Source organism: Lonsdalea quercina subsp. quercina, from assembly GCF_000688695.1.
Taxonomy (GTDB): Bacteria; Pseudomonadota; Gammaproteobacteria; order Enterobacterales; family Enterobacteriaceae; genus Lonsdalea; species Lonsdalea quercina_D.
Genome location: NZ_JIBQ01000007.1, coordinates 41,807 through 63,687, shown reverse-complemented (window position 1 = coordinate 63,687; position 21,881 = coordinate 41,807). Strand labels below are relative to the sequence as shown.

Genomic DNA, 21,881 nt, shown 5'->3' with positions numbered 1-21,881 from the left:
TGTTGACGGGAGGGGCTCCGACCTCAGAGCGTGTCGGCGTGACGGTGTGACTCAGTAGTAGCCGTACATGGCGGCGAAAACCCATCCAAAGGCACAGGAGGTGAATACGCCAATTAGGCCGGGAAGAATGAAGCTGTGGTTAATCACAAAACGACCGATATGCGTCGTTCCTGAACGGTCAAACTGAATGGCCGCCAGGTCGCTCGGATAGGTCGGAAGAATATAATAGCCGTAGCAGGCAGGCGCGGAAGCCACGATATAGGCAGGGTTGACGCCAATGGCTAATGCGACGGGCACAATCGCGGCGAGCGCGGCGGCCTGCGAATTGACGAACTTAGACACCAACAGCAGGATCAGCGCATAGGCCCAGGGATACTCCACCACCAGCGTGCCGAGGGTGGTTTTAATCTGCTCCAGGTGCGCGCCGAACATTGTTTCCGCCATCCAGGCAATACCGTACACGGCGACGATGGCGATCATGCCCGAACGGAAGACCTCGTTTTTGGAAATAGAGGCCGGATTGGTTTTGGTGATGATGATAATCAAGGCGCCGGACACCAGCATAAACATCTGAATGACCAGCACCATCGACAGCGCTTTACCGTCGAAGGCCGGGCGAAGCTCTTCCACCGCCCCCAGCAGCGCCACAGCGGCAATGGTGGTCAGAAAAATCCACATTGCGATCCAGTTGCTGCGCGGCAGTTTTCGGTCCAGCAGCGTGGCCGTGTCGCCGTAGACGTACTCCCGATTTTCCGGTACGGAAATGAATTTTTGGAACTCCGGATCTTTATCGAGGTCCTTCCCGCGAAACCAGCTGAAGATACCAATAGCCAGGATGCCCATTAGGGTGGAGGGGATGGTGATGGCCAGCAGGTCGAGAAATTCCAGATGTTTGCCGTGGAACGTAAAGTTGGCCAGCATCGCTACCAGCGAGACAACGGCGACGGAAACCGGGCTGGCGATAATGCCCATCTGAGCGCCGATGGAGCTGGCGGCCATTGGCCGTTCCGGACGGATATTATTTTTGATCGCAACGTCGTAGATAATCGGCAAAATGGTGTAAACCACGTGACCGGTGCCGCAGAGAATAGTCAGAATACAGGTCACGAAAGGCGCGATGATGGAGACATACTTGGGGTTGCGCCGCAGCATTTTCTCCGCCATTTGCAGCATGACGTCAAGCCCGCCGGAAGCTTGTAGCGTGGCCGATGCCGCGACGACGGAGATAATAACCAGCATAACGTCGACGGGAGGTTTCCCCGGTTCGAGTTTAAAAAAGAAGACCAGTATGACCAGCCCGATACCGCCTAGTAATCCTAGCGCGATCCCACCTTTTCTTGCGCCGTAAAATAGACAGATCAGGACAATGACCAGTTGAATGATAAAGTCCATAGAATCCTCATTACTCACAGAAACGAGTGCGTTAATTAAAATTGACTTACTTTTGTCGCGGGTACTATAGATATCGCATCCCGTCTGATTTTTTGATCTATCTCTCCAATTTTAAAATTTCTCAATCTTTGCGTTAAATAAGGGATGTGGCTCTCAATAATAAGCGCCTCTTGATTAATTTACTTAATTAAGTAAATTAACCTATCTGTATTCGCGCGATTTATAAGAGTGAGTTCGCATGTTTCATTCTTTTGCTATTCAAAGGTATCAGTGAGTTTTCTTGTTTTTATTTTGTTTAAATGATGTTTTTGTTTTGTATCGAATGAAGTTTTATTCATAAGCCATATTTATCAAAACAGAAGTCGATATCGCCAATATTTCATATGTTTCTGTTTTTGTTGGTTATTTGTGTGTTTTGTGGAAAGTCAATTCCATTAAGCGCGCGTCATGAGGGCTGCCCGTAAGAGAAAGGAAGAATGAAAGGAATCCGCGTGAGGATGAAAGAGAAGAACATGTCAGGTGGTAGTGTCGGCCTGCACGGGTTAAGTTTTTTTAGTGATAAAATGAATGAGATTTCCATTATTCAGGTTATGGAGGCGGATCAGATAACCCCATCAATAGCGTTGCAGGAGAGCACTTAAGGAATAGTCATTCGGTATTGACGCGTTTATTCATCATTGTCCTTTATTAGGATTACGGGAAAGGTCAAAACAAAAAAACGCGTTTCTTCAATCTCGCGATGTGCACTTTATCGGGCAATGTCCCCCGTTAGGCTTTATGAGTGAAGAAGGGGCATTCCTTTATCAGCGGCCAACTACACGATCTCCTTATTTTAACGTCTATGGAGGAGGGCATCCTGTCACTTCGTCTTTGCATCGCGTCTCATTGGGGTGTCCTGACTCTCTCATTGTCCCCGACACGAGCGGTGGCGTTTTTTCGGTGGCGATGGGCGTGCCAAAGGGGGGGGGGAATGCTGGCCTATGACCGACAAAGGGCGGACGCAAAACGGATTATCGTGACATGGGAAATAACGCGGGGATGGGGGGAACCGAATGGCACTCCTCCACACTTCGACTCTTCCTTGTGATTTTAAGCGGAGCCCTCGCTTTCTCCGCTAAACAGGAAAAAACAGTCTCCATGATGTGCCGCGCGAGCACATCTCACTCCCCTCCTGGCCGCCTGGGGTTATAAAAATAACATGACGTTCCAGATGATATTTTTTAGTTCTTATCGCAATGAATTTTATGATGTTGTCCGGAGAAATATTCTGATATAGCGAAATGGCCATTATTATTCCGCGCGATCATCATTATTTATCTTGTAAATATAACTATTGAAATTAAATGAATGTCGGGTCATTAAAAAATGGTATTGAGATCTCATTTTGCCCTTTGTTAGGGCGAGAAAAATTATTTTGCACTCAAAGCGTGCAATTAAACCCATTGTGTTTTACCTAAATATAACTTTATGTATTTTATAGGAATTTTATTTTTTGAATTGGCAGTGGTCTTACATTTGTTATCGAAAAATAGCCTTTATCCAGCATAAAGTTCAGAAAATAAAGGGGTGGCTAGTTGGCTTGTTTTGTGCATTACTAATAATGGTATCACGTGATACCCGTTTAATAAGGAGCGCATTTTGTCCAGACCCTTTTCTCAACTTAACCCGCTAGAGTGTTCTCAGCAGGCATTAGAATGGATCATGAGCGATACCCTTAGTCAGCAAGACATGGAAACGCTAAATAAAGAAACTCTCAACGCTTTCCGCGATTACGTTAATCCGGGCTTCCTTGAGTATCGAAAATCAGTCACCTCAGACGGAGGTTACGGCGTTGTCGAATGGCGCTCCAACAGCGCCAACACTTTGCTCGACACGCAGGGGAACGAATATCTGGATTGTCTGGGCGGTTACGGTATTTTCAACGTCGGGCATCGTAACCCCACCGTTCTGGCCGCAGTCGAAAAACAGCTATCAAAACAGCCGTTGCACAGTCAGGAATTGTTAGACCCGCTGCGTGGCATGCTGGCGAAAACGCTGGCCGCCATCACTCCTGGTAAACTGAAATACAGTTTCTTCAGCAATAGTGGTACGGAGTCTGTGGAAGCCGCCCTGAAGCTGGCGAAAGCCTATCAGGCTCCCCACGGTAAATTCAGCTTTATCGCCGCGAACGGCGCATTCCACGGAAAATCGCTAGGGTCGCTTTCGGCTACCGCGAAACCAATGTTCCGCGAACCGTTCATGCCGCTGGTGCCTGGTTTCCACCATGTTCCGTTCGGCGATATTGACGCGATGAAACAGCAGGTCCAACAATGCCAGCAGGACGGTGAAGGTATTGCCGCCGTGATCCTGGAACCTATCCAGGGCGAAGGCGGGGTGATTTTGCCGCCGGAAGAGTATCTGCCCGCCGTTCGGGCGCTCTGTGATGAAATCGGCGCGTTATTGATTTTGGATGAAGTGCAAACCGGGATGGGGCGCACGGGTAAGATGTTCGCCTGCCAGCACTATGGCGTACAGCCGGATATTCTGTGTTTGGCGAAGGCGCTGGGCGGCGGTGTGATGCCGATCGGTGCGACGGTCGCCACGGAAGAAGTGTTCTCCGTCTTATTTGAAAATCCATTCCTACACACCACGACATTTGGCGGCAACCCGTTGGCCTGTTCGGCGGCGTTGGCGACGATCAATGTGCTGCTGCGAGACGATCTGCCGGGTCAGGCTGCCAAAGAGGGCAAGTTCCTGCTGGACGGGCTGCAAAAACTCGCGGCTAAATATCCAGACCTGATTCTGGCGGCGCGAGGAAAGGGGCTGCTGCTGGCCTTTGAATTCCAGGAAAACGAGATTGGTTACGCGTTCGCTAGCGAGTTGTTCCAACGTCACGTACTGGTTGCGGGCACGTTAAACAATGCGAAATCGGTGCGCATTGAGCCGCCGTTGACGATTACGCATCAGCAATGCTGCCAGATTCTGGCGGAAGCGGAACGCGCGCTGGAAAACGTGCGAGCGGCCTGCGAAAAGGAAGCTGAAACGGATTCCGCGAACACGGAATTCGCCATGTGATTATCCCTGTAGCATAAGGTCGGCCTAGGGCTGCACCGGGACCCAAGCCAGCCTGTATACAGGCTGGCTTTTTACATAAAAGATCATGCTATTTTCACTAGCTTATCTGTTTTTCGCGTATCTTAATCAATTTTTTTAAACATGATTTTTGGGACCGCCGCCACAAAAAACGATATTTACACTTCTCACTCTCCCCTCTGACTTCGCACTTTTTCGATAAAAAGTTACTTCATCATCAACATATTGATGGTTTAAGTCTGCCTTTTGTAAGGATTTAATCAGTTTTACATCAAGAAAATAACACTTGTGTCTTCTAATTGTTAATGATAATCGTTGTCATCCAAAATAATCACAGGAGGTGGTGAAGGATGGCACAGCAGCAGTTGGCAACGAGTCGGCATCTTAATCAAAAAAATTCAGACTTCCTGACGCGTCAGTCCTGGATGGAATCCAACGTGCGCAGTTACCCCAGAAAGTTGCCGCTGGCGATCGCCAAAGCGCGCGGCGCATGGGTGACGGACGTGGAGGGCAAAGACTATCTCGACTGTCTGGCCGGCGCGGGCACGTTGGCGTTGGGTCACAATCATCCCGAGGTGGTCGCCAGCATTCAGGATTTCCTGCTCTCCGGTTTACCCATGCATACGCTTGACCTCACCACGCCGCTTAAAGACGAATTCAGCCAAACGCTTTTGGCGCTGCTGCCCGGCGGCGCGGATAGCTACTGTCTGCAGTTTTGCGGTCCTTCCGGCGCCGATGCCGTTGAAGCGGCCCTCAAACTGGCTAAAACCTTCACCGGACGCGGCGGCGTTATCAGCTTCTCGGGCGGTTATCACGGAATGACGCACGGGGCGCTGGCGGTCACCGGCAATACCAGCCCGAAAGATCCGTTACAGAACCTGATGCCCGGCGTGCAGTTCCTGCCTTTCCCACACCTTTACCGCTGCCCGCTGGGGATTGGCGGTGAAGCGGGCGTGAAGGCACTGAATCACTACCTCACTGATTTTATCGCCGACGTGGAGCGCGGAATGCCGTTGCCCGCCGCCGTGATCGTGGAAGCCGTACAGGGCGAAGGCGGCGTCAATCCTGCGCCGGACAGCTGGCTACGGACGCTGCGAGACGTGACTCAGCAGTACGGCATCGTCCTGATCGTGGACGAAGTTCAGGCGGGTTTCGGTCGCACCGGCACTCTGTTCGCGTTCGAGCAGGCTGGTATCGAGCCAGACATCATCGTCATGTCCAAGGCCGTCGGCGGCGGGCTGCCCCTCGCGGTGCTGGGGATCCGTCGTGCGTTCGACGCCTGGCAGCCGGGCGCGCACAGCGGCACGTTCCGCGGAAATCAGATGGCGATGGCGACCGGGAAAACCACGCTGGAGATCCTGGCCCGCGACCGGCTTCCCGAACAGGCCGCTGCGCGCGGTCAATGGCTGACGCAGGCGCTAATTTTTCTGAAGCAACGCTTCCCCTGCCTGGGACAGGTCCGTGGCCGCGGTCTGATGTTAGGGATTGAAATCGTGGACGAGCGCCTGCCGCCGTCCTCCGACGGCAGTTACCCCATCGATGCGCCGTTGGCGGCGGCGATCCAACAGTGCTGCTTCCAGCAAGGTCTGCTGCTGGAGCGGGGCGGCCGCCACGGCAACGTGGTACGGCTGCTGCCGCCTCTGACGATTTCACCGACGGAGTGTGAAATCGCTGTTGCGCGCTTTGAGCGGGCGCTTGGCGAGGCGTTGGCGATCGCCCGCCCATAACGATTTATACGCGGGCGGCAATGCAGGCCGACGCGACATTTCCGGCACCGTCCCAAGGTCGGGCCGTATTTCTGGGAAAACATCACGAGGTCAACTGAATGAAGGCTCGGGCATTTTATGCGTTAACGCCGTTATTGCTGTGGTCGCAGGCCAATGCGGCGGACAGCGTCGCCAACAATGATAACGAACTGGTGGTGACGGCCACGCGAACGGACACGGAAAAGAAGGACTCGCCGCAGGTCGTCACGATTATTTCGAAAGAACAGATTGAACAGCAGCGTCAGTTGACCTCCGACTCGTCGCAAATCTTGAGCAATTTGCTGCCGTCGATGGCGCCGAGCCGCCAGAAAATGAGCGGCAGCGGCGAAACCTTCCGCGGTCGCGCGCCGTTAATTCTGGTGGATGGCATCCCCCAGTCGAACCCGCTGCGTCCCACGGGGCGTGAAATGCACACCATCGACTTTTCCATGGTCGACCGTATCGAAGTGATCCACGGCGCCAGCGCCAGCAACGGCATCGGCGCGACCGGCGGGGTCATCAATATCATCACCCGACGCCCCGCGCCGGACTCCTTCAGCCAGCATTTCAGCGTGGAAGCCACGACGCCGACGTCGCAGCTGGAAGGCGACACCATGAACTACAAAACGACCTATGGTTTCAGCGGTCGTCAGGAGTATCTGGATTACCTGTTCTCGCTCAGCTACGAAGATCAGGGACTGTTTCTGGACGGCGACGATCGGGCGATTGGGGTCGATAACACGCAGGGCGATCTGATGGACTCACGCGCCTACGACATCCTCGCCAAGGTCGGCTACTGGCTGGATAACGACCAGCGCGTCCAGCTCAGCTTTAACCGCTATCAGATCAAAGGAAAAATGAACTACCTGAGCGTGACCGGCGATCGCGACAACGGTATCGCAACCACCTCGGAAAAAGGGCGTCCGGTCGGTGATGCGCCGCAGAACAGCGTCTGGACCACCTCCGCGACGTATGACAATTACAATCTGAGCGGCATGAAATTCAACGCGCTGGTCTATTACCAGAACTACGAATCCCTGTTTGGCGCGGACCGGTCGGCCTCCTTCCAGGATCCTGCGCTGGCGCCGAATGGCCAGCTCTACGACCAGTCGCGCGTCGTCTCCAGCCGCTATGGCAGCAAGCTGGCGCTGACCAAAGACGATATTTGGGACGATTACCTTAAGGCCACGCTGGGCTTCGACACCCTGTTCGATCAGGGTAAACAAGATCTCTGGCTGACCCAGCGTACCTATGCGCCGGAAATGAAATACACCGATCTGTCGCCGTTCTTCCAGCTGGATATCCAGCCGATTGACTCGCTCAAGCTCACCGCCGGGGTGCGTTACGAATACGCCAAGTTGGATATCGACAGTTTCCGCACCGTCGCGGCCAACAACGGCGTCGATGTTGAAGGCGGCAAGCTGGACTTCGATAAAACGCTCTATAACGTCGGCGCGGTCTGGACCACGCCTTACCAGCCGCTGAGCCTGTTCGCCAACTATTCACAAGGATTCGGTATTCCGGACGTAGGGCGTACGCTGCGCGGTATCCGCACCGCCGGACAGTCGGTGTCCCAGGTGCCGCTGGAGCCTATCGTCACCGACAACATCGAAGCCGGGTTCCGCGTGCAGCAAGATCCGTTCGACCTTGAAGTCAGCTACTACGAATCCTCCTCCAAACTGGGCGAGCGCGTGGTGGACGTGAACGGTACCTACCAGAGCGAACGCCAGAAAACCCGCATTGACGGCATCGAAGCGACGCTGGGCTACAAGGTCAACGACGATCATCGCCTGAAAGTGGGCTATTCCCACATCCGCGGCCGCTACGACAGCGACGGCAACGGCAGTCTTGATGGCAAACTTGATGGTCTGAATGTGCCGCCGGATCGCCTGACCGCCAGCTGGGCCGCCACCTGGTCGCCGAAATGGACGTCCTTCATCCAGGCCAACTATGCGTTCGACCGCACGATGGACGACGCGGAGAAAGACTTCAACGGTTACCTGCTGGTCGATGCCGCGGTGGGCTATGCGCTGCCGCGCGGCAAGCTCAAGCTGGCCGTGGCCAACCTGTTTAACAAAGAGTACATCACCTACTACTCGCAAAGCGCGATTGTGAATTCCGATCGTTACTTTTCCGGGCGGGGGAGGACCCTCACGCTGGGGTACAGCGTCGATTTCTAACTCGCTTTTCAGGATGAAAAAACGCTCGCCACGGTAGAGGCACCCGGACGATCGCACCACTTATGGAGCAGAGATGAATAACCTCGATCACGCCGTCTTATCCAGAATGACGGGCGAAAAAGCGGCCGTACACGGCCTGCTGAACTGCCTGCTTAAAGAGTTCGCCATTCCGGAGGGCCATGTTCGTTATACCTGGCCCGATGATATGCGCGGTATCCCGCCCGGCGCTTACTTCGACGGCGCCGATTGGCGGGGGATCCCGCTGACGATCCGGCTCCCGGCGGAACGGGAACTGTTTGTCATGGTTGACCGCCGGGATAGCCTCGGAAGTCAGCATTATCTTTCGGACGTTTACCTAAAACTGCCGGGCGAATGTTGGCACTGTCCGGTGTTCGACCGCTTTGTCGCGGACCTGCTCACCGCCTGCGAAACCTGGGGCGGCCGCTGCAATCCCGAGCTGCAGGCTCAAATCGCGCAGAGCCAACAGCTGGTGCAAGCGATTGTTGCGCACAATGGTCGTCGCCCGGCGGCTTCGCCTCTCAGCCACTATCTGCTCAGTGAACAGGGGCTGTGGTTCGGCCATCCCAGCCATCCTGCGCCCAAGGCGCGGCTGTGGCCGAGCGAATTGGGGCAAACGCCGTGGGCGCCCGAGTTTCAGGCCCGTGCGGCGCTGCACCAGTTCGAGGTGCCGAAGGACGGGTTGCACATTGGCGCTAACGGCCTCACGTCTGAGCAGGTGCTGGACGGGTTCGCCGACCAGCGCCACGCAGGTGCCGACCGGGCCATCATTTGTATGCATCCGGTGCAGGCAAGGCTGTTTATGCAGGACGAACGGGTGCAGCAGCGGCTGCGCGACGGCGAAATCCGCGATCTGGGCGCCAGCGGCCGGGTCGCCAGTCCAACCGCCTCGATCCGCACCTGGTACCTCGACGATCACGACTATTTCATCAAAGGTTCGCTGAACGTTCGTATCACCAATTGTGTCCGCAAAAATGCCTGGTATGAGCTGGAAAGCACGGTGCTGATTGACCGCCTGTTCGCCGACCTGATGGCGCGACAGCCAGACTCGTTGGGCGGTCTGGTGGCGGCCAGAGAGCCGGGCGTGCTGAGCTGGAGCCCCGCGACGGCCAGCGAAAGCGATCACCACTGGTTTAGAGAGCAGACCGGCGCCATTCTGCGAGAGAATTTCTGCCGCCGTACCGGCGCGCAAAACAGCCTGATGGCGGGAACGTTGTTCGCTCGCGGCACGGATCTGCGCCCGCTGATCCACCCCTTCCTGCATGCGCACTATGGGCATCCGCTTGACGATCACAGCCTGCTGCGCTGGTTCGACTACTACCAGTCGCTGCTGCTGCGACCGGTGCTGGCGCTGTTCTTCAACCACGGCGTGGTGATGGAGCCGCACTTGCAAAATAGCGTCTTGGTGCACCGGCAGGGACGGCCGCATCAGGTGTTGTTGCGGGACTTCGAGGGCGTGAAGTTAACCGACGAGTACGGCATGCGGGTTATTGGCGACGAGGTGCATCCCCGCGTCCGGGCTTCGCTACGCTATTCGCGCCAGCAGGGCTGGAATCGCATTCAGTACTGCCTGCTGGTGAATCATCTGTCGGAAGCCGTCTTGGCGCTAAGCGACGAACGCCCGGCGCTGGCGCCGCAAATGTGGCAGCGGGTGCGTGACCAGCTGAAGGCAATCCTGAGCGAGTTTCAGGCGCCTGCGCCCGAGCTGGAAGCCTTGATTAAGGGCCATCCGATCGCCTGTAAAACTAATCTCAAAGTGCGGCTTTCCGCCGATGCCGACCGGGCGGCGGGCTACGTTAACTTGCCTACGCCCTGGCACGAGGAGGGGCGCTATGACTGAGCTTCCGTCCCACGTCGTCGCGGCTATCCGCCGCCTGCAACAGCAGGAGTCCGACCCGCTGGCGGCCTTCGTTTACGATTTGACCGCGCTAAGACGCCATGTGATGGCCGTCACGGCCGCGCTGCCGCCCGGCGTCGAGCTTTACTACGCCATCAAGGCCAACAGCGAGAAGCCGATTCTGGACACGATCGCGCCGTGGGTTGATGGGTTTGAGATCTCCTCGGGCGGCGAAATCGAGCGGGTGGCGGGCTGCGCTACGCCGCGGCCCTTCGTCTTTTCCGGTCCGGGCAAGCTCGATGCCGACTTCGATGCGGCGTTGCAGCGCGAGGTGGCGGCGGTGCATGTGGAGAGCCTGCACGAAATCCGCCGCCTGCAATGCTGCGCGCAGCGGCATGGGCGGATGCAACCGGTGTTCATTCGCATCAACCCTCAGCTGTCCGACGGGCTGACCACCAAGCTGGCGATGGCGGGGAAGCCGACGCCGTTCGGCATCGACGAGTCTGAACTGGCGGCGGCGGTCACGGCGGTTGACGACGCCAGCCATCTGCGGCTGCAAGGGTTCCACGTCCATGCCATGTCGCATCAGCTTCAGGCGGAGCGACACCACCAACTGCTGGACTTCTATCTCAGCCGCTGGCCGCGCTGGAAAGCGCTGTCGCGGCAGCCGGAGACGATCTCGCATCTCAACGTGGGCGGCGGGATCGGCGTGGACTACCTCAACGCGGAACAGTTTGACTGGCCGTCGCTGTGCCGTTTTCTGGCGCAGCGGTTGGCCGCGCTGAAGGATGCGCCGGTGGTGCGCTTCGAACCGGGGCGGTTCATCAGCGCCTACTGCGGCTATTACGTCGTCGAGGTGCTGGATGCGAAAGTCAGCCACGGCAAGGGATTCTTGGTCTGCCGCGGCGGCACGCACCAGTTTCGTTTGCCGGTCGCTCAGGGGCACGATCATCCGGTGATTCATCTGACGGAGGAGGTGCGGGCGCCGACGCGCTGGCAGTCGTGGACGGTGGTCGGACAGCTGTGTACGCCCAAAGACGTCCTGAGCCGAGACCGTCGACTGGCCGATGTCCGCATCGGCGATCTTCTGGTGCTGCCGATGGCGGGGGCCTACGGCTACAACATCTCTCACGCCGACTTCCTGTGCCATCCGCGTCCGCCGCAGTGGTTTGTGTCCGCCCCCGAAGAGGGCGAGGCGCGTCATGAGCGCTAGCGCCCGCTCTCGTGCGCTGGTGGTGACCAACGTCCTGTTCGGCACGATCACGGTCAGCCTCAGCAACAGCGCGCTCAACCCGGCACTGCCCGCGTTTATGAGCGCGTTCAGCGTCGGGCCGCTGCTGGCGACGTGGATCGTCGCCGGGTTCATGGTCAGCATGACGATGACCATGCCGCTGACCGGATATCTCGGTGCGCGCTGGGGACATAAAAGGCTCTATCTCATTGGCGTGACGCTGTTTATTGCGGGGTCGCTCGCCGGCGCGATGGCGACGTCAATGTTCGGGGTGATCGGCGCGCGCGTGGCTCAGGGTATCGCCAGCGGCCTGATGATCCCCCTGTCGCTGACGCTGATTTTTGCGGTGTATCCGCGGGAGCAGCGAGGGGGCATCACGGGGATATGGAGCGCCGTGGTGATGCTGGCGCCGGCGGTGGGGCCGCTGTGCGGCGGGCTGCTGCTGGAGGTGTTCAGCTGGCGCGCGCTGTTCGCCGTCAATCTGCCGTTCGGGCTGCTGGCGCTGCTGATGGGGGGGCGGGTATTACCCACGATGCCCCCTAATGCGAAGGCGGCGTTTGACGCCAAGGGCTACACGCTGATCGCCGTGGGTATCGGTCTGTTGCTGCTGGCGACCAGCCGTCTGCATCAGATCTCCGCGCTGTCTGAACCGCTGAATATCGCGCTGCTCGCGCTGGCGGCGCTCAGCCTGACGTTGTTCACGCGCCGCGCCTGGAGGAAAGCCGAGCCGCTGCTGAATGTGCGCATGTTCCGGCTGCGCGGCTATCGCCTGAGCGTGGCGATCACCGTGATTCAGTCCGTCGGCATGTTTGAGTGTTTGGTGTTGTTGCCGCTGCTGGTGCAGCTGGTGCTGGGCCACAGCGCTATCGACACCGGTCTGGCGTTGCTGTGTACCGCGCTGAGCGCCAGCCTGTTCGGGCGGATCGGCGGCGGTCTGCTGGATCGCCACGGGCCGTCACGCGTGGTCGCGACGGGTCTGTTGCTGACCGGTCTCGCGACCTGCGGGCTGGGCCTGCTGGGGCCGCAGAGTTCGCTCTGGGTGGTCTTCGTCCTGATGGTGCTGCGCGGCGCGGGGCTGGGCCTGTCTTATATGCCGGTGACCACCGCCGGATTGAACGTGCTGCCGGATGCGCTGGTGACGCAGGGCGCGGCGATGAACAACATCGCGCGCAGGCTGGCGGCCTCGCTGGCGATGGTGGTGGCCGCGCTCTACCTCGAATGGCGAATGAACGGCGGCGGGGCGGCGTTGGCGTCCTTGCGGTCGTCGGCCATCGGCGAAACATTTATCGCCACCGGCCTGTTAATTTTTCTGGCGCTGCCGTGCGCTTTACGTTTCCCCCGCGCGGAGGCGTCGGCGGACGAGGCGGCGGCGTTGCTGGCCCCGCACAGGGAGCCGCACTGAAGCGAAGGATTTTGTTAACCGTCAACGGATAAAGGTAAAACTCATGGAGACATCGTTACCCACCGGACAGCGTGCGTACGCCGCCGACTGTCAGTGGCTGTTGCAGATGGATAAGACGCGTTACCAGCAGGTGGTGCAGCGCGTGGTCGGGCAACTGCTGCAAACGCTGTTGTATGAAGAGGTGCTGACCTTTCGGCGGACGCCGCGTGATGACGGGCAGTCGCTGTTCGTGATTCAGGGCCGCGACGCGGAAAACCGCCCGGTGGAATATCGTTGCACCGGTCTGTTCAGCGACAGCTTCGACCTGATTCGACTGGACTACGCCAGCCTTCGCCGGTTCGACAGTGACGGTGAGGTCGCGATCCCGTCGCTGCATCAGCTGCTGTCCGAACTGTTGAGCGAGAGCGAAGATCCGGCCTGTCTGGCTCGCTTCGTCCAGGAGCTGGAACAGACGCAGCTGAAAGATTTGCAGTCCCGCGCACAGTCCTACCCGCCCGTCGCGGAGCCGCATCGGCTGGATTTTGACGCGCTGGAGCGCCACTTCATGGACGCCCACAGCTACCACCCCTGCTACAAATCCCGCATCGGTTTCACGCTGGATGACAACGCGCAGTGGGGACCGGAATTCGCAGAACCGATTTCGCTGGTCTGGCTGGCCGTGGCAAAGGGGCTGGCGTCCGTCAATCATTCCTCACGTCTGGATTTGGTCACTTTTCTGGACGAAGAAGTTGGCGAGGTCTGTCGGCGAGCCTGGGCGGAGCGGCTGGAACAGCAGGGAAAACGGTTGGAGGATTATTGGCTGATCCCGGCGCATCCCTGGCAGTGGCGCAATGTGATCCTGCCAGCCTGTCATACCGAGCTGGTCAGCGGCGAGTTGATCTGTCTGGGGACGACTTCAGACCGCTGGCAGGCGCAGCAATCGATCCGCACGTTGGCGAACCGGTCGGTCCGCACCCGGCCTTACGTCAAGCTGTCGCTGAGTATGACCAACACCTCCAGCACCCGAATTCTGGCCCGCCACACGGTCATGAACGGGCCGATTATCACCGACTGGTTGCAGCAGCTGATCGAAAGCGATCAGACCGCGCGTGACATGAAATTCGTCATCCTCGGAGAAATCGCCGGGGTGAGTCTGGATACCCGTCAGCACCCCGCCAGCCGCAGCGCGCAGACCTATGGCGTGCTCGGCGCGCTGTGGCGCGAAAGCATTCACCCTTATTTGCAGCCGGGGGAGCAGGCGATCCCGTTCAACGGGTTAAGCCATGTCGAAAATCGCTATAGCGAAGGGGAGCCGGTTCCGTTTATCGACACCTGGATACGGCAGCACGGGCTGGAGAACTGGACGCGGCAGCTGCTCAACGTCACGGTTTTGCCGATCGTGCATATGCTGTTCGCTGAGGGGATCGGTATGGAGTCGCATGGTCAGAACATTGTGCTCATCGCCCGCGACGGCTGGCCGCAGCGTATCGCACTCAAAGACTTTCACGACGGCGTACGCTACTCGCCGCAGCATCTGGCGCGGCCGGATCGCTGTCCGGAACTGGCGCCATTGCCCCCCAGTCATGCCAAAATCAACCGCAATTCGTTCATTCTGACGGACGATGTCGACGCGGTGCGCGACTTCACCTGCGACGCCTTTTTCTTTATTTGTCTGGCGGAAATGGCGATCTTCCTACGTCAGCACTATGGCCTGGATGAGTCGCGCTTCTGGCGAATGACCGCCGACGTCATTCTTGACTATCAGGCCGCGCATCCGCAGCACCGCTCGCGCTATGCCCTATTTGACGTGTTCGCGCCCACTTACGAGGTGGAAGCGCTCACCCAGCGCCGTCTGTTCGGCGACGGCGAACGCCGCTTCAAAGCGGTGCCGAATCCGCTCTATCCCTTTAGGCCGTCCTCATGCTGAGAGTCAACGCGTTGAAACGCAAGCTGGCGGCGAGAACGCCAGCCTACGGGCTGTTTGCCTCTATTCCTTCGCCCGCGTCGATAGAGCTGATCGCGGAGGCGGGCTTCGACTTTGTGATTATCGACACCGAACATGTGCTGATAAACCCGGAAACGGTGGAGAATATGATCCGCACTGCGGAATCTTATGACCTGACGCCGCTGGTGCGCGTCGCCGATGGCGACCCGAAAACCATGCTGCGCCTGCTGGATGGCGGCGCTCAGGGGATCGNGCTGCCGATGGTGGAGCAGGCGGAGCAGGTGCGGGAGGCTGTGGCCGCCTGCTTCTATCACCCCAGGGGCGTTCGGAGTTTGAACGCAGGCCGTCCCGGCGCATTCGGCAAGGAGAGCCTGGCGGAGTATGTACGCCGTGCTAACCAGGAAATCCTGCTGGTCGCGATGATTGAAAGCGGGGCGGGCGTGGCGCAGGCGGAGGCTATCGCCGCCGTCGAGGGGCTGGACATGATTCTGGAGGGCGCGGCGGATCTCTCTCAGTCGCTCGGGATGCCGTGGCGCATCGACGAATCGGCGGTCCAGAACGCGCTGACGACGGTATGGCGGGCGGCGCAACAGCAGGGCGTGCCCTATTGCGCTATTCCACGCCAGTCGGGCGACCTCGAACGCTGGCGCGAGCGCGGCGTCGGCACATTTGTTCTGGGAGATGAACGTGGCATCGCCTTTCGCGCACTACAGGCCAGATTGGCCACCACATTTTCGTCGGATAAGGGAGTCTAAGTATGGAAACGTCACTGTCCTTTCATCGTCTGCGGGCGGAACAGATCGTCATGCAGGATCTGATCGACTGCCTGCTGGCGGAGCAGTTTTTCGGGGCGGAGGCGCTCACGCTGTTGTCGGAAACCGCGTGGCGACAGAAGTACGGTCACCCCAGTCCATTGAGCGCTTGCCTGTCTTCGTCGGAGCATGCGCGCCTGTGGCTGTGGCGCGGTCAACCGCCGGAGGCGATGACGCTGCTGGTGGCGCTCAGGCCGGGAATCACTCAGGCGTGGGAGAAAGCGCCGCTATCGGCGGTCTATGTCGGTGATCCTGAAACGGCGGAGTGGCAGGCGCTGTCACCGGAAGACTTCATGCGCTGGGTCTTCGCCGCTCAGGGCGCGTCGGAGCAAAACGCGCAGGGACAGCGGCTGTTCCTCGAAGCGCTGGAAACCAGCGTGCAGCAAACGGCGCTGTCGCAATCACACCGTATCGAGACCGATGAATTGCTGACGCGCGATAATGCGGACTTCTTTCATATCATGGAGCAGTGGGCCTCGCTGCGCGACCGGCCGTATCACCCGACCGCCAAGGCGAAGCAGGGGCTGAATTCACAGGACTATCAGCACTATGTGGCGGAGTTCGCCCGGCCAGTGACGTTGTGTTGGGTGGCCGTCGCCCGCAACTGCCTGCTGTGCGGCGAAGGGATTGAGGAGCTTCCTCGGCAAACCCCGGCGGACTATCTGTTGACGGCGGACGATCGCCTCCGGCTGGCCCACGAATTGGTGGATCGCGGACTGGACGAAAGTCACGTGGCGCTGCCGGTTCATCCCTGGCAGGACGCGCACGTGTTGGATCAACTTTTGGGCGATGCGTTGCACGATGGGCGCTGCCGTCGGCTGGCGTTTCGATCCGACGGGGCGTTGCCGACCTCGTCGTTGCGCTCCATGACGCCCGGTTTCGCCAGCGCGGATTACCTGAAGCTGCCGATGGCGATCTATTCGCTGGGCGCGTCGCGCTATTTACCCGCCGTCAAAATGATTAATGGCAACTTGAGCGAGGCGCTGTTGCATGAGGCGCTGGCGCGTGACGAGGAGCTAAAAGCACGGTTGTTCCTCTGCGATGAACGACGCTGGTGGGCCTTCATGCCGCCGCAGGCGACGCTGTTCGACGAGGCGCCGCGCCACCTGTCCGCGATGGTGCGCCGCTATCCGCCTCAGCTGTTGCAGGATGCGGAGNGCCGACTGCTGCCGATGGCGGCGTTGGGCACGTTATTGCCCGACAGCCGTCGCCACTTTTTCGACGACTGGTTGGCTTACCGTGCGCTGCCTGTCTCCGAAGAGAACGTATTGACGCTGTTCGCCGAGCTGTGCCGCTGCTTCTTCACGCTGAATTTCCGCCTGTTCCGGCTGGGGATGCTGGGGGAGATTCACGGTCAAAACGCGGTGCTGGTCTGGAAGGCGGGGCGGGCGCATGGCCTACTGCTGCGCGACCATGACTCGCTGCGTATCCACGTCCCGACGCTAAATAAGCAGGGCATGCAGGACCCGCTCTACCGCCTCAAGCCCGGCAACACCGCCAACACGCTCTATCACGAACGATTGCAGGACCTGCTGTTCTGGCTGCAAACGCTGGGGATACAGGTCAACCTGCGCGCCATCATCGACACGCTGGCCGCCGTCTACGCCATCGCTCCCGCCACGTTGTGGCGTACCCTGCGCGTCGAGATCGAGCAGGCTATCGCGGAGGTGATCGTGGAAGCGGAGATGCGGGAGATGCTGCACGATGCGCTGTTCGAGCGCGAAACCTGGCCGCAGAAGCTGCTGATCACCCCGACCATCGCCCGCGCTGGCGGACCGGGCAGCATGCCATTTGGCAAAGGCGAGGTGGTGAACCCGTTTGTTCAGCTAGAAAGAGGTTTCCGCTAACGTGCATCGCCGACAATTTTCTCGCCGCAGCGTACTGCGGCTGTCGTTGGGTTTGCTGCCGCTGGGGCTGAACTGGCCGCGTCTGGCGCGGGCCGAAACGGTTGAACCTCGGGTGGTGACTCTGTTTCAGGGGGCGACGGACACCGCCGTGGCGCTGGGTATTACGCCCGTCGGCGTGGTGGAGTCCTGGAGTGAGAAGCCGACCTACCGCTATTTGCGCCCGGCGTTGTCGGGGGTGCCGATCGTCGGGCTGGAGACGCAGCCTAGCCTGGAAGACATCGTGATGCTGCGCCCGCAGGCGATTGTCGCATCCCGATTTCGGCACCAGCGGATCTCCGCGCTGCTGTCGCGTATCGCACCGGTGACGATGCTGGATGAGATCTATCAGTTCAAGCAAACGGTGCTGGCGATGGGGCAGGCGCTGCAACGGCAGGCGGCCGCAGAGGCATTGCTGGCGGACTGGCAACGTCGGGTGGCGCAGTTGCAAGGACGGCTGCAACCACAGTTTGGCCGTCGGTGGCCGCCGACCGTCGCGGTGCTGGATATTCGCGAGGATCACATTCGCAGCTATCTGCCCGCCAGCTTCCCAGGGTCGGTGCTCACCGAGCTGGGGTTTGGCTGGAGCGAGGCCAGCCGCGCGCAGCCGGGCGTCTCGCTCAAACTCACCAATCTGGAAAGTCTTCCGGTCGTGGACGCCGATATCTTCTTCGTGTTTCTGCGTACGGAACGCGCTTCCGCCCTGCGTCATTACGAACGGGTTATCGCGCACCCGCTATGGCGGCAGATGCGTGCTCCACAGCGGGGGCAGGTGTGGCGGGTAGACGGCGTCACCTGGAGTTTGTCCGGCGGTATTCTCGGCGCGCAGCGCATACTGGAGGATGTCGAACGGGTCACGCAAGGCGGCGCATCATGAGGCGGGGCAACGCACAGGAGCGTTATCGTGTCATCGCACTGGCGAGCTGCGTTCTGCTCGTCTTCCTGCTGGCACTGTTCAGCCTGACGGTGGGGCCGGTGTATGTCCCGCCGGCACAGGTGGCGGCGGCGTTTCTGGACCCGGACGTCATGAACGTGAGTCACAGCATCGTGACCTCGACACGGCTGACGCGGACGATGATCGCCATCGTCGTCGGCGGCAGTCTGGCCGTCGCAGGGGCGCTGATGCAGGCCTTGACCCGAAATCCGCTGGCGTCGCCGGGATTGTTCGGCGTGAATGCCGGGGCGATGTTTTTTCTGATTGTCTGCGCGGCGCTGCTGCCCTCGGCGTCGTTACAGCTCGGGCAGTGGTCGGCCTTTGCGGGCGCTGCGCTGGCCGGCGGGCTGGTGTGGTTGACCGGCACGCTGGGGCAGGGGCGGCTCAACCCGCTGCGCATGGTGCTGGCCGGTGCGGCGATCTCGGCGATGTTCGCGGCATTCAGTCAGGCGATTCTGGTGGTGAGCCAAGAGGGGCTGGATACCGTCCTGTTCTGGCTGGCCGGGTCGGTGGCAGATCGCGATCTGACGATGGTTCGCCCGCTGCTGGCGGGGTGTCTTATCGCGCTGGCGGCCTCGCTGCTGCTGGCGGGGCAGGTAAACGTCCTGGGCGCGGGCGAGGCGATCGCCCGTGGGCTGGGGCAGCGCACCGGCTTGATACGGCTGATGATGTGCGTATTGGTGGTGGTGCTGGCGGGCAGCGCCGTGGCGATGGCGGGCAATATCGGTTTTATCGGTCTGGTCGTCCCCCATATTGCTAGACGGCTCTTTCCCGTCGACCAGCGCTGGCGGCTGCCGGGATGCGCGCTCTTGGGTGCGGCGCTGTTGCTGCTGGCGGACATTCTGGCGCGTGTCGTCATCATGCCGCAAGAAGTGCCGGTCGGGGTGATGACCGCGCTGCTCGGCGCGCCATGCTTCCTGTCTCTACTGCGTCGGGGAGGTCAGCATGGATAAGGTCCTGCTTCTGCGTAGCCGCGGCTTTTCCCGGCAGATCAATGTCTCAACGGCGGTTCGTCTGCTGATCGCCTGCGTGGCGTTGCTGGGCCTGCTGCTGCTGTCGCTCTGTCTAGGCAAGATCCCGCTGTCGCCCTGGGCGGCGTTACAGTCGTTGGCTGACGGGCGACAGGACGGTATCGCCTTTATCGTGACGGAACTGAGACTGCCGCGCAGCCTGCTGGCGATGCTGGTGGGGGGCGCGCTGGCGCTTTCCGGCCTGTTGTTGCAGGCGATGATCCGCAATCCGCTGGCCTCGCCCGATATTCTGGGTATCACTAGCGGGGCGAGCGCCGCCACGGTCTGCGCTCTCTCTTTCCCGACGATGGCGCTGGGTGCGGGCTATTTGCCGCTTGCCGCCATGTCGGGCGCCGCCGTCGCGGCGCTGGCGGTGTATCTGCTGGCCTGGCGGGCGGGCGTCTCGCCGCAGCGACTGGTGCTCACCGGCGTGGGCGTTTCGGCGCTGCTGACGGCCGTCACGACCTTCCTGTTGGTTTTCAGTCCGTTGACGACCACGCTATCGGCTTATGTCTGGTTGACCGGCAGCGTCTACGCCGCCAGCTGGCAGGAGACCCGCACGCTCGCCGGTTGGCTGTTGGCGATCGTTCCGCTGTGGATGGGCGTTGCGCGGCATGTGACGGCGCAGCAGCTCAACGATGATTTGGCGCAGGGGATCGGCGTCCGCGTGCAGTGGATACGGCTCGGGCTGCTGGCCGTCAGTGTAGCGTTGGCTGGAACGGCCATCGCCTGGGGCGGGGCGATGGCGTTTGTTGGACTTATCGCGCCTCACATCGCCAAGCGGCTGGTCGGTCCCGCCTTCGCCGGACAGGCCGCCATGACGGCCATTTGCGGCGCGGGTCTGGTGCTGTTGGCTGACCTGTGTGGGCGTACGCTGTTCCTGCCGCTGGACTTACCGGCGGGCATTTTCGTTTCGGCGTTAGGCACGCCGTTTTTCCTGTATCTGTTGTTGAAACAACGCCATTGAGGTAATGAAGCATGACCGCTATCACCAGCCGCGATCTGACGCTCGGCTATCCGCCGCAGATCATCATTGACCAGCTCAATATCCGGCTGCCGCGCGGCAAAATATCGGTGCTCATCGGCAGCAACGGCTGCGGGAAAAGTACGCTATTGAAGTCGTTCGCCCGGCTGCTGGCGCCACAGGCCGGTGCCGTGCTGCTTAACGGCGAGGACATCCATCGCCAGTCCNCGCTGGCGGTGGCTCGGCAACTGGCGATCCTGCCGCAGCGGCCGGATGCGCCGGAGGGGATCACCGTCCGGCAACTGGTGAGTTTGGGGCGCTATCCCTACCAGAACTGGTTTCAGCAGTGGTCGCAAGAGGATGAGGCGCGCGTCATTCAGGCGTTGCAGCAGACCGGGACCACGGATCTGGCCGAGCGGCCGGTGGATGCGTTGTCCGGCGGCCAGCGCCAGCGGGTGTGGATTGCGATGACGCTGGCGCAGGATACGGAGGTGCTGTTGCTGGATGAGCCGACGACCTATCTCGATCTGGCGCATCAGATTGAGGTGCTGGATCTGTTGCGCGATCTGAACCGTCAGGCCGGTAAGACGATTGTTATGGTGCTGCACGACCTGAATCTGGCCTGCCGCTACGCCGATCACATGGTGGCGGTGCATAACCGCACGGCGTTTGCGCAGGGACGGCCCGCCGACATTCTGACGGAAACGATGGTGAAAACGGTGTTCAATCTGGACTGCCGTATTATCCCCGATCCCTTTTTCCAGACCCCGCTGTGTATTCCTTTCGGCCGCGAGCGGCCAGTGTCAGAGAAGGCGAACCGATGACTTACGACCTATTGCCGCGTCAGCAGAATGTGAGCGACGATCTACTGGCCCAGTGGCGGCAAATAGAGACCTCCACGCTGGGCCATCTGACGGATGAGGGCTATCTGCCTGGCGTGCGCCCGTTGTTTCCGGGCGTTAGTCTGGCGGGCAACGTGGTGACCGTCAGACTACGGATGCCGGACGGCGGCGCGCTGCGCGAGGCGCTGTTGCTGAGTCAGCCGGGCGATGTGCTGGTCATCGACGCGATGGAAGACGCCGAGCGTGCCTGCTGGGGCGAACTGCGAACGTTGGCGGCGCAGGTCAAAGGCGTGGCGGGCGTGATCGTGTCAGGGGCGATAACGGATGCGCGGGCGTTGCGGGCGTTGGGATGGCCGGTATTCTGCCGTGGTATCAGCGCTATCACCACGCGGGCACAGGGAACCGGCGGCGAGGTCAACCATCCCATCGTCGTCAGCGGGGTGACGGTTCGTCCCGGCGATATGGCTCTGGCAGATGATGACGGCGTGTTTATTTTGAGCGCGGAGCGCGCGGCTCACTGGCTTCTGCCGGTGAGTGAGAAGTCGCGCGCCGACGCCGAACGTCGGGACGATCTGATGCGGCGTCGCGGCTAAAAAAGAGTCGGGCGGCCCTGCGCGGTTCGGGAACCGCGACAG

General features: G+C 59.9%; 16 protein-coding genes. 15 read left to right on the top strand and 1 reads right to left on the bottom strand.

Going from position 1 to position 21,881, the window contains the following annotated elements:
- Positions 1–51: 51 nt before the first annotated feature.
- Positions 52–1,392 (bottom strand): anaerobic C4-dicarboxylate transporter, encoded by a 1,341-nt coding sequence (locus tag SB13_RS08050; RefSeq protein ID WP_026739852.1) that lies wholly within the window; start codon positions 1,390–1,392, stop codon positions 52–54.
- A 497-nt stretch (positions 1,393–1,889) separates the two neighbouring features.
- Between SB13_RS08050 and SB13_RS17865 the strand changes: the two genes are divergently transcribed.
- The 15 genes from SB13_RS17865 to SB13_RS07980 all read left to right on the top strand — a co-directional run bounded on the left by SB13_RS17865 (position 1,890) and on the right by SB13_RS07980 (position 21,839).
- Positions 1,890–2,033: a hypothetical protein gene (locus SB13_RS17865; RefSeq protein ID WP_160168633.1), complete on the top strand. Its 144-nt coding sequence runs from the start codon at positions 1,890–1,892 to the stop codon at positions 2,031–2,033.
- 997 nt (positions 2,034–3,030) lie between these two features.
- Positions 3,031–4,446 (top strand): putrescine aminotransferase, encoded by a 1,416-nt coding sequence (gene ygjG, locus SB13_RS08045; RefSeq protein WP_026739851.1) that lies wholly within the window; start codon positions 3,031–3,033, stop codon positions 4,444–4,446.
- Positions 4,447–4,814: 368 nt separating this feature from the next.
- Positions 4,815–6,191 (top strand): diaminobutyrate--2-oxoglutarate transaminase, encoded by a 1,377-nt coding sequence (locus tag SB13_RS08040; protein WP_051616517.1) that lies wholly within the window; start codon positions 4,815–4,817, stop codon positions 6,189–6,191.
- A 98-nt stretch (positions 6,192–6,289) separates the two neighbouring features.
- A complete protein-coding gene (locus SB13_RS08035; protein ID WP_026739849.1) occupies positions 6,290–8,389 on the top strand; it encodes a TonB-dependent receptor in 2,100 nt (699 codons plus the stop codon).
- 73 nt (positions 8,390–8,462) lie between these two features.
- Positions 8,463–10,247 carry an IucA/IucC family protein gene (locus SB13_RS08030; RefSeq protein ID WP_026739848.1) on the top strand — a complete coding sequence of 595 codons (1,785 nt, stop codon included), beginning with the start codon at positions 8,463–8,465 and terminating at the stop codon, positions 10,245–10,247.
- Complete coding sequence (locus tag SB13_RS08025; protein ID WP_036151570.1) at positions 10,240–11,457, top strand: type III PLP-dependent enzyme; 1,218 nt, start codon at positions 10,240–10,242, stop codon at positions 11,455–11,457. The genes SB13_RS08030 and SB13_RS08025 overlap by 8 nt, the downstream gene beginning before the upstream one ends.
- Complete coding sequence (locus SB13_RS08020) at positions 11,447–12,877, top strand: DHA2 family efflux MFS transporter permease subunit (RefSeq protein WP_026739847.1); 1,431 nt, start codon at positions 11,447–11,449, stop codon at positions 12,875–12,877. Before SB13_RS08025 ends, SB13_RS08020 begins: the two co-directional genes overlap by 11 nt.
- A 43-nt stretch (positions 12,878–12,920) precedes the next feature.
- Positions 12,921–14,783 (top strand): IucA/IucC family protein, encoded by a 1,863-nt coding sequence (locus tag SB13_RS08015; RefSeq protein ID WP_026739846.1) that lies wholly within the window; start codon positions 12,921–12,923, stop codon positions 14,781–14,783.
- Complete coding sequence (locus SB13_RS08010) at positions 14,777–15,556, top strand: HpcH/HpaI aldolase family protein (RefSeq protein WP_026739845.1); 780 nt, start codon at positions 14,777–14,779, stop codon at positions 15,554–15,556. Before SB13_RS08015 ends, SB13_RS08010 begins: the two co-directional genes overlap by 7 nt.
- 2 nt (positions 15,557–15,558) lie before the next feature.
- Entirely contained in the window at positions 15,559–17,460 is a 1,902-nt protein-coding gene (locus SB13_RS08005) for an IucA/IucC family protein (RefSeq protein ID WP_200873532.1), read from the top strand.
- Between the two features lies 1 nt (position 17,461).
- Positions 17,462–18,373: an ABC transporter substrate-binding protein gene (locus SB13_RS08000; protein WP_026739843.1), complete on the top strand. Its 912-nt coding sequence runs from the start codon at positions 17,462–17,464 to the stop codon at positions 18,371–18,373.
- Entirely contained in the window at positions 18,370–19,383 is a 1,014-nt protein-coding gene (locus tag SB13_RS07995; RefSeq protein WP_051619079.1) for a FecCD family ABC transporter permease, read from the top strand. Before SB13_RS08000 ends, SB13_RS07995 begins: the two co-directional genes overlap by 4 nt.
- Positions 19,376–20,407 (top strand): FecCD family ABC transporter permease, encoded by a 1,032-nt coding sequence (locus tag SB13_RS07990; protein WP_026739841.1) that lies wholly within the window; start codon positions 19,376–19,378, stop codon positions 20,405–20,407. The genes SB13_RS07995 and SB13_RS07990 overlap by 8 nt, the downstream gene beginning before the upstream one ends.
- Positions 20,408–20,418: 11 nt before the next feature.
- Positions 20,419–21,228 (top strand): ABC transporter ATP-binding protein, encoded by an 810-nt coding sequence (locus SB13_RS07985; protein WP_026739840.1) that lies wholly within the window; start codon positions 20,419–20,421, stop codon positions 21,226–21,228.
- The gene (locus tag SB13_RS07980) at positions 21,225–21,839 is read left to right on the top strand and encodes an RraA family protein (protein ID WP_026739839.1); all 615 of its coding nucleotides are present in this window, start codon (positions 21,225–21,227) and stop codon (positions 21,837–21,839) included. Before SB13_RS07985 ends, SB13_RS07980 begins: the two co-directional genes overlap by 4 nt.
- The last annotated feature ends 42 nt before the right edge of the window (positions 21,840–21,881 follow it).

What these genes read in the sequence shown, in the direction of transcription:
- SB13_RS08050 (WP_026739852.1), bottom strand. Translation starts at nt 1,392, where the DNA reads ATGGACTTTATCATTCAACTGGTCATTGTCCTGATCTGTCTATTTTAC.
- SB13_RS17865 (WP_160168633.1), top strand. Translation starts at nt 1,890, where the DNA reads ATGAAAGAGAAGAACATGTCAGGTGGTAGTGTCGGCCTGCACGGGTTA.
- SB13_RS08040 (WP_051616517.1), top strand. Translation starts at nt 4,815, where the DNA reads ATGGCACAGCAGCAGTTGGCAACGAGTCGGCATCTTAATCAAAAAAAT.
- SB13_RS08035 (WP_026739849.1), top strand. Translation starts at nt 6,290, where the DNA reads ATGAAGGCTCGGGCATTTTATGCGTTAACGCCGTTATTGCTGTGGTCG.
- SB13_RS08030 (WP_026739848.1), top strand. Translation starts at nt 8,463, where the DNA reads ATGAATAACCTCGATCACGCCGTCTTATCCAGAATGACGGGCGAAAAA.
- SB13_RS08025 (WP_036151570.1), top strand. Translation starts at nt 10,240, where the DNA reads ATGACTGAGCTTCCGTCCCACGTCGTCGCGGCTATCCGCCGCCTGCAA.
- SB13_RS08020 (WP_026739847.1), top strand. Translation starts at nt 11,447, where the DNA reads ATGAGCGCTAGCGCCCGCTCTCGTGCGCTGGTGGTGACCAACGTCCTG.
- SB13_RS08015 (WP_026739846.1), top strand. Translation starts at nt 12,921, where the DNA reads ATGGAGACATCGTTACCCACCGGACAGCGTGCGTACGCCGCCGACTGT.
- SB13_RS07995 (WP_051619079.1), top strand. Translation starts at nt 18,370, where the DNA reads ATGAGGCGGGGCAACGCACAGGAGCGTTATCGTGTCATCGCACTGGCG.
- SB13_RS07990 (WP_026739841.1), top strand. Translation starts at nt 19,376, where the DNA reads ATGGATAAGGTCCTGCTTCTGCGTAGCCGCGGCTTTTCCCGGCAGATC.
- SB13_RS07980 (WP_026739839.1), top strand. Translation starts at nt 21,225, where the DNA reads ATGACTTACGACCTATTGCCGCGTCAGCAGAATGTGAGCGACGATCTA.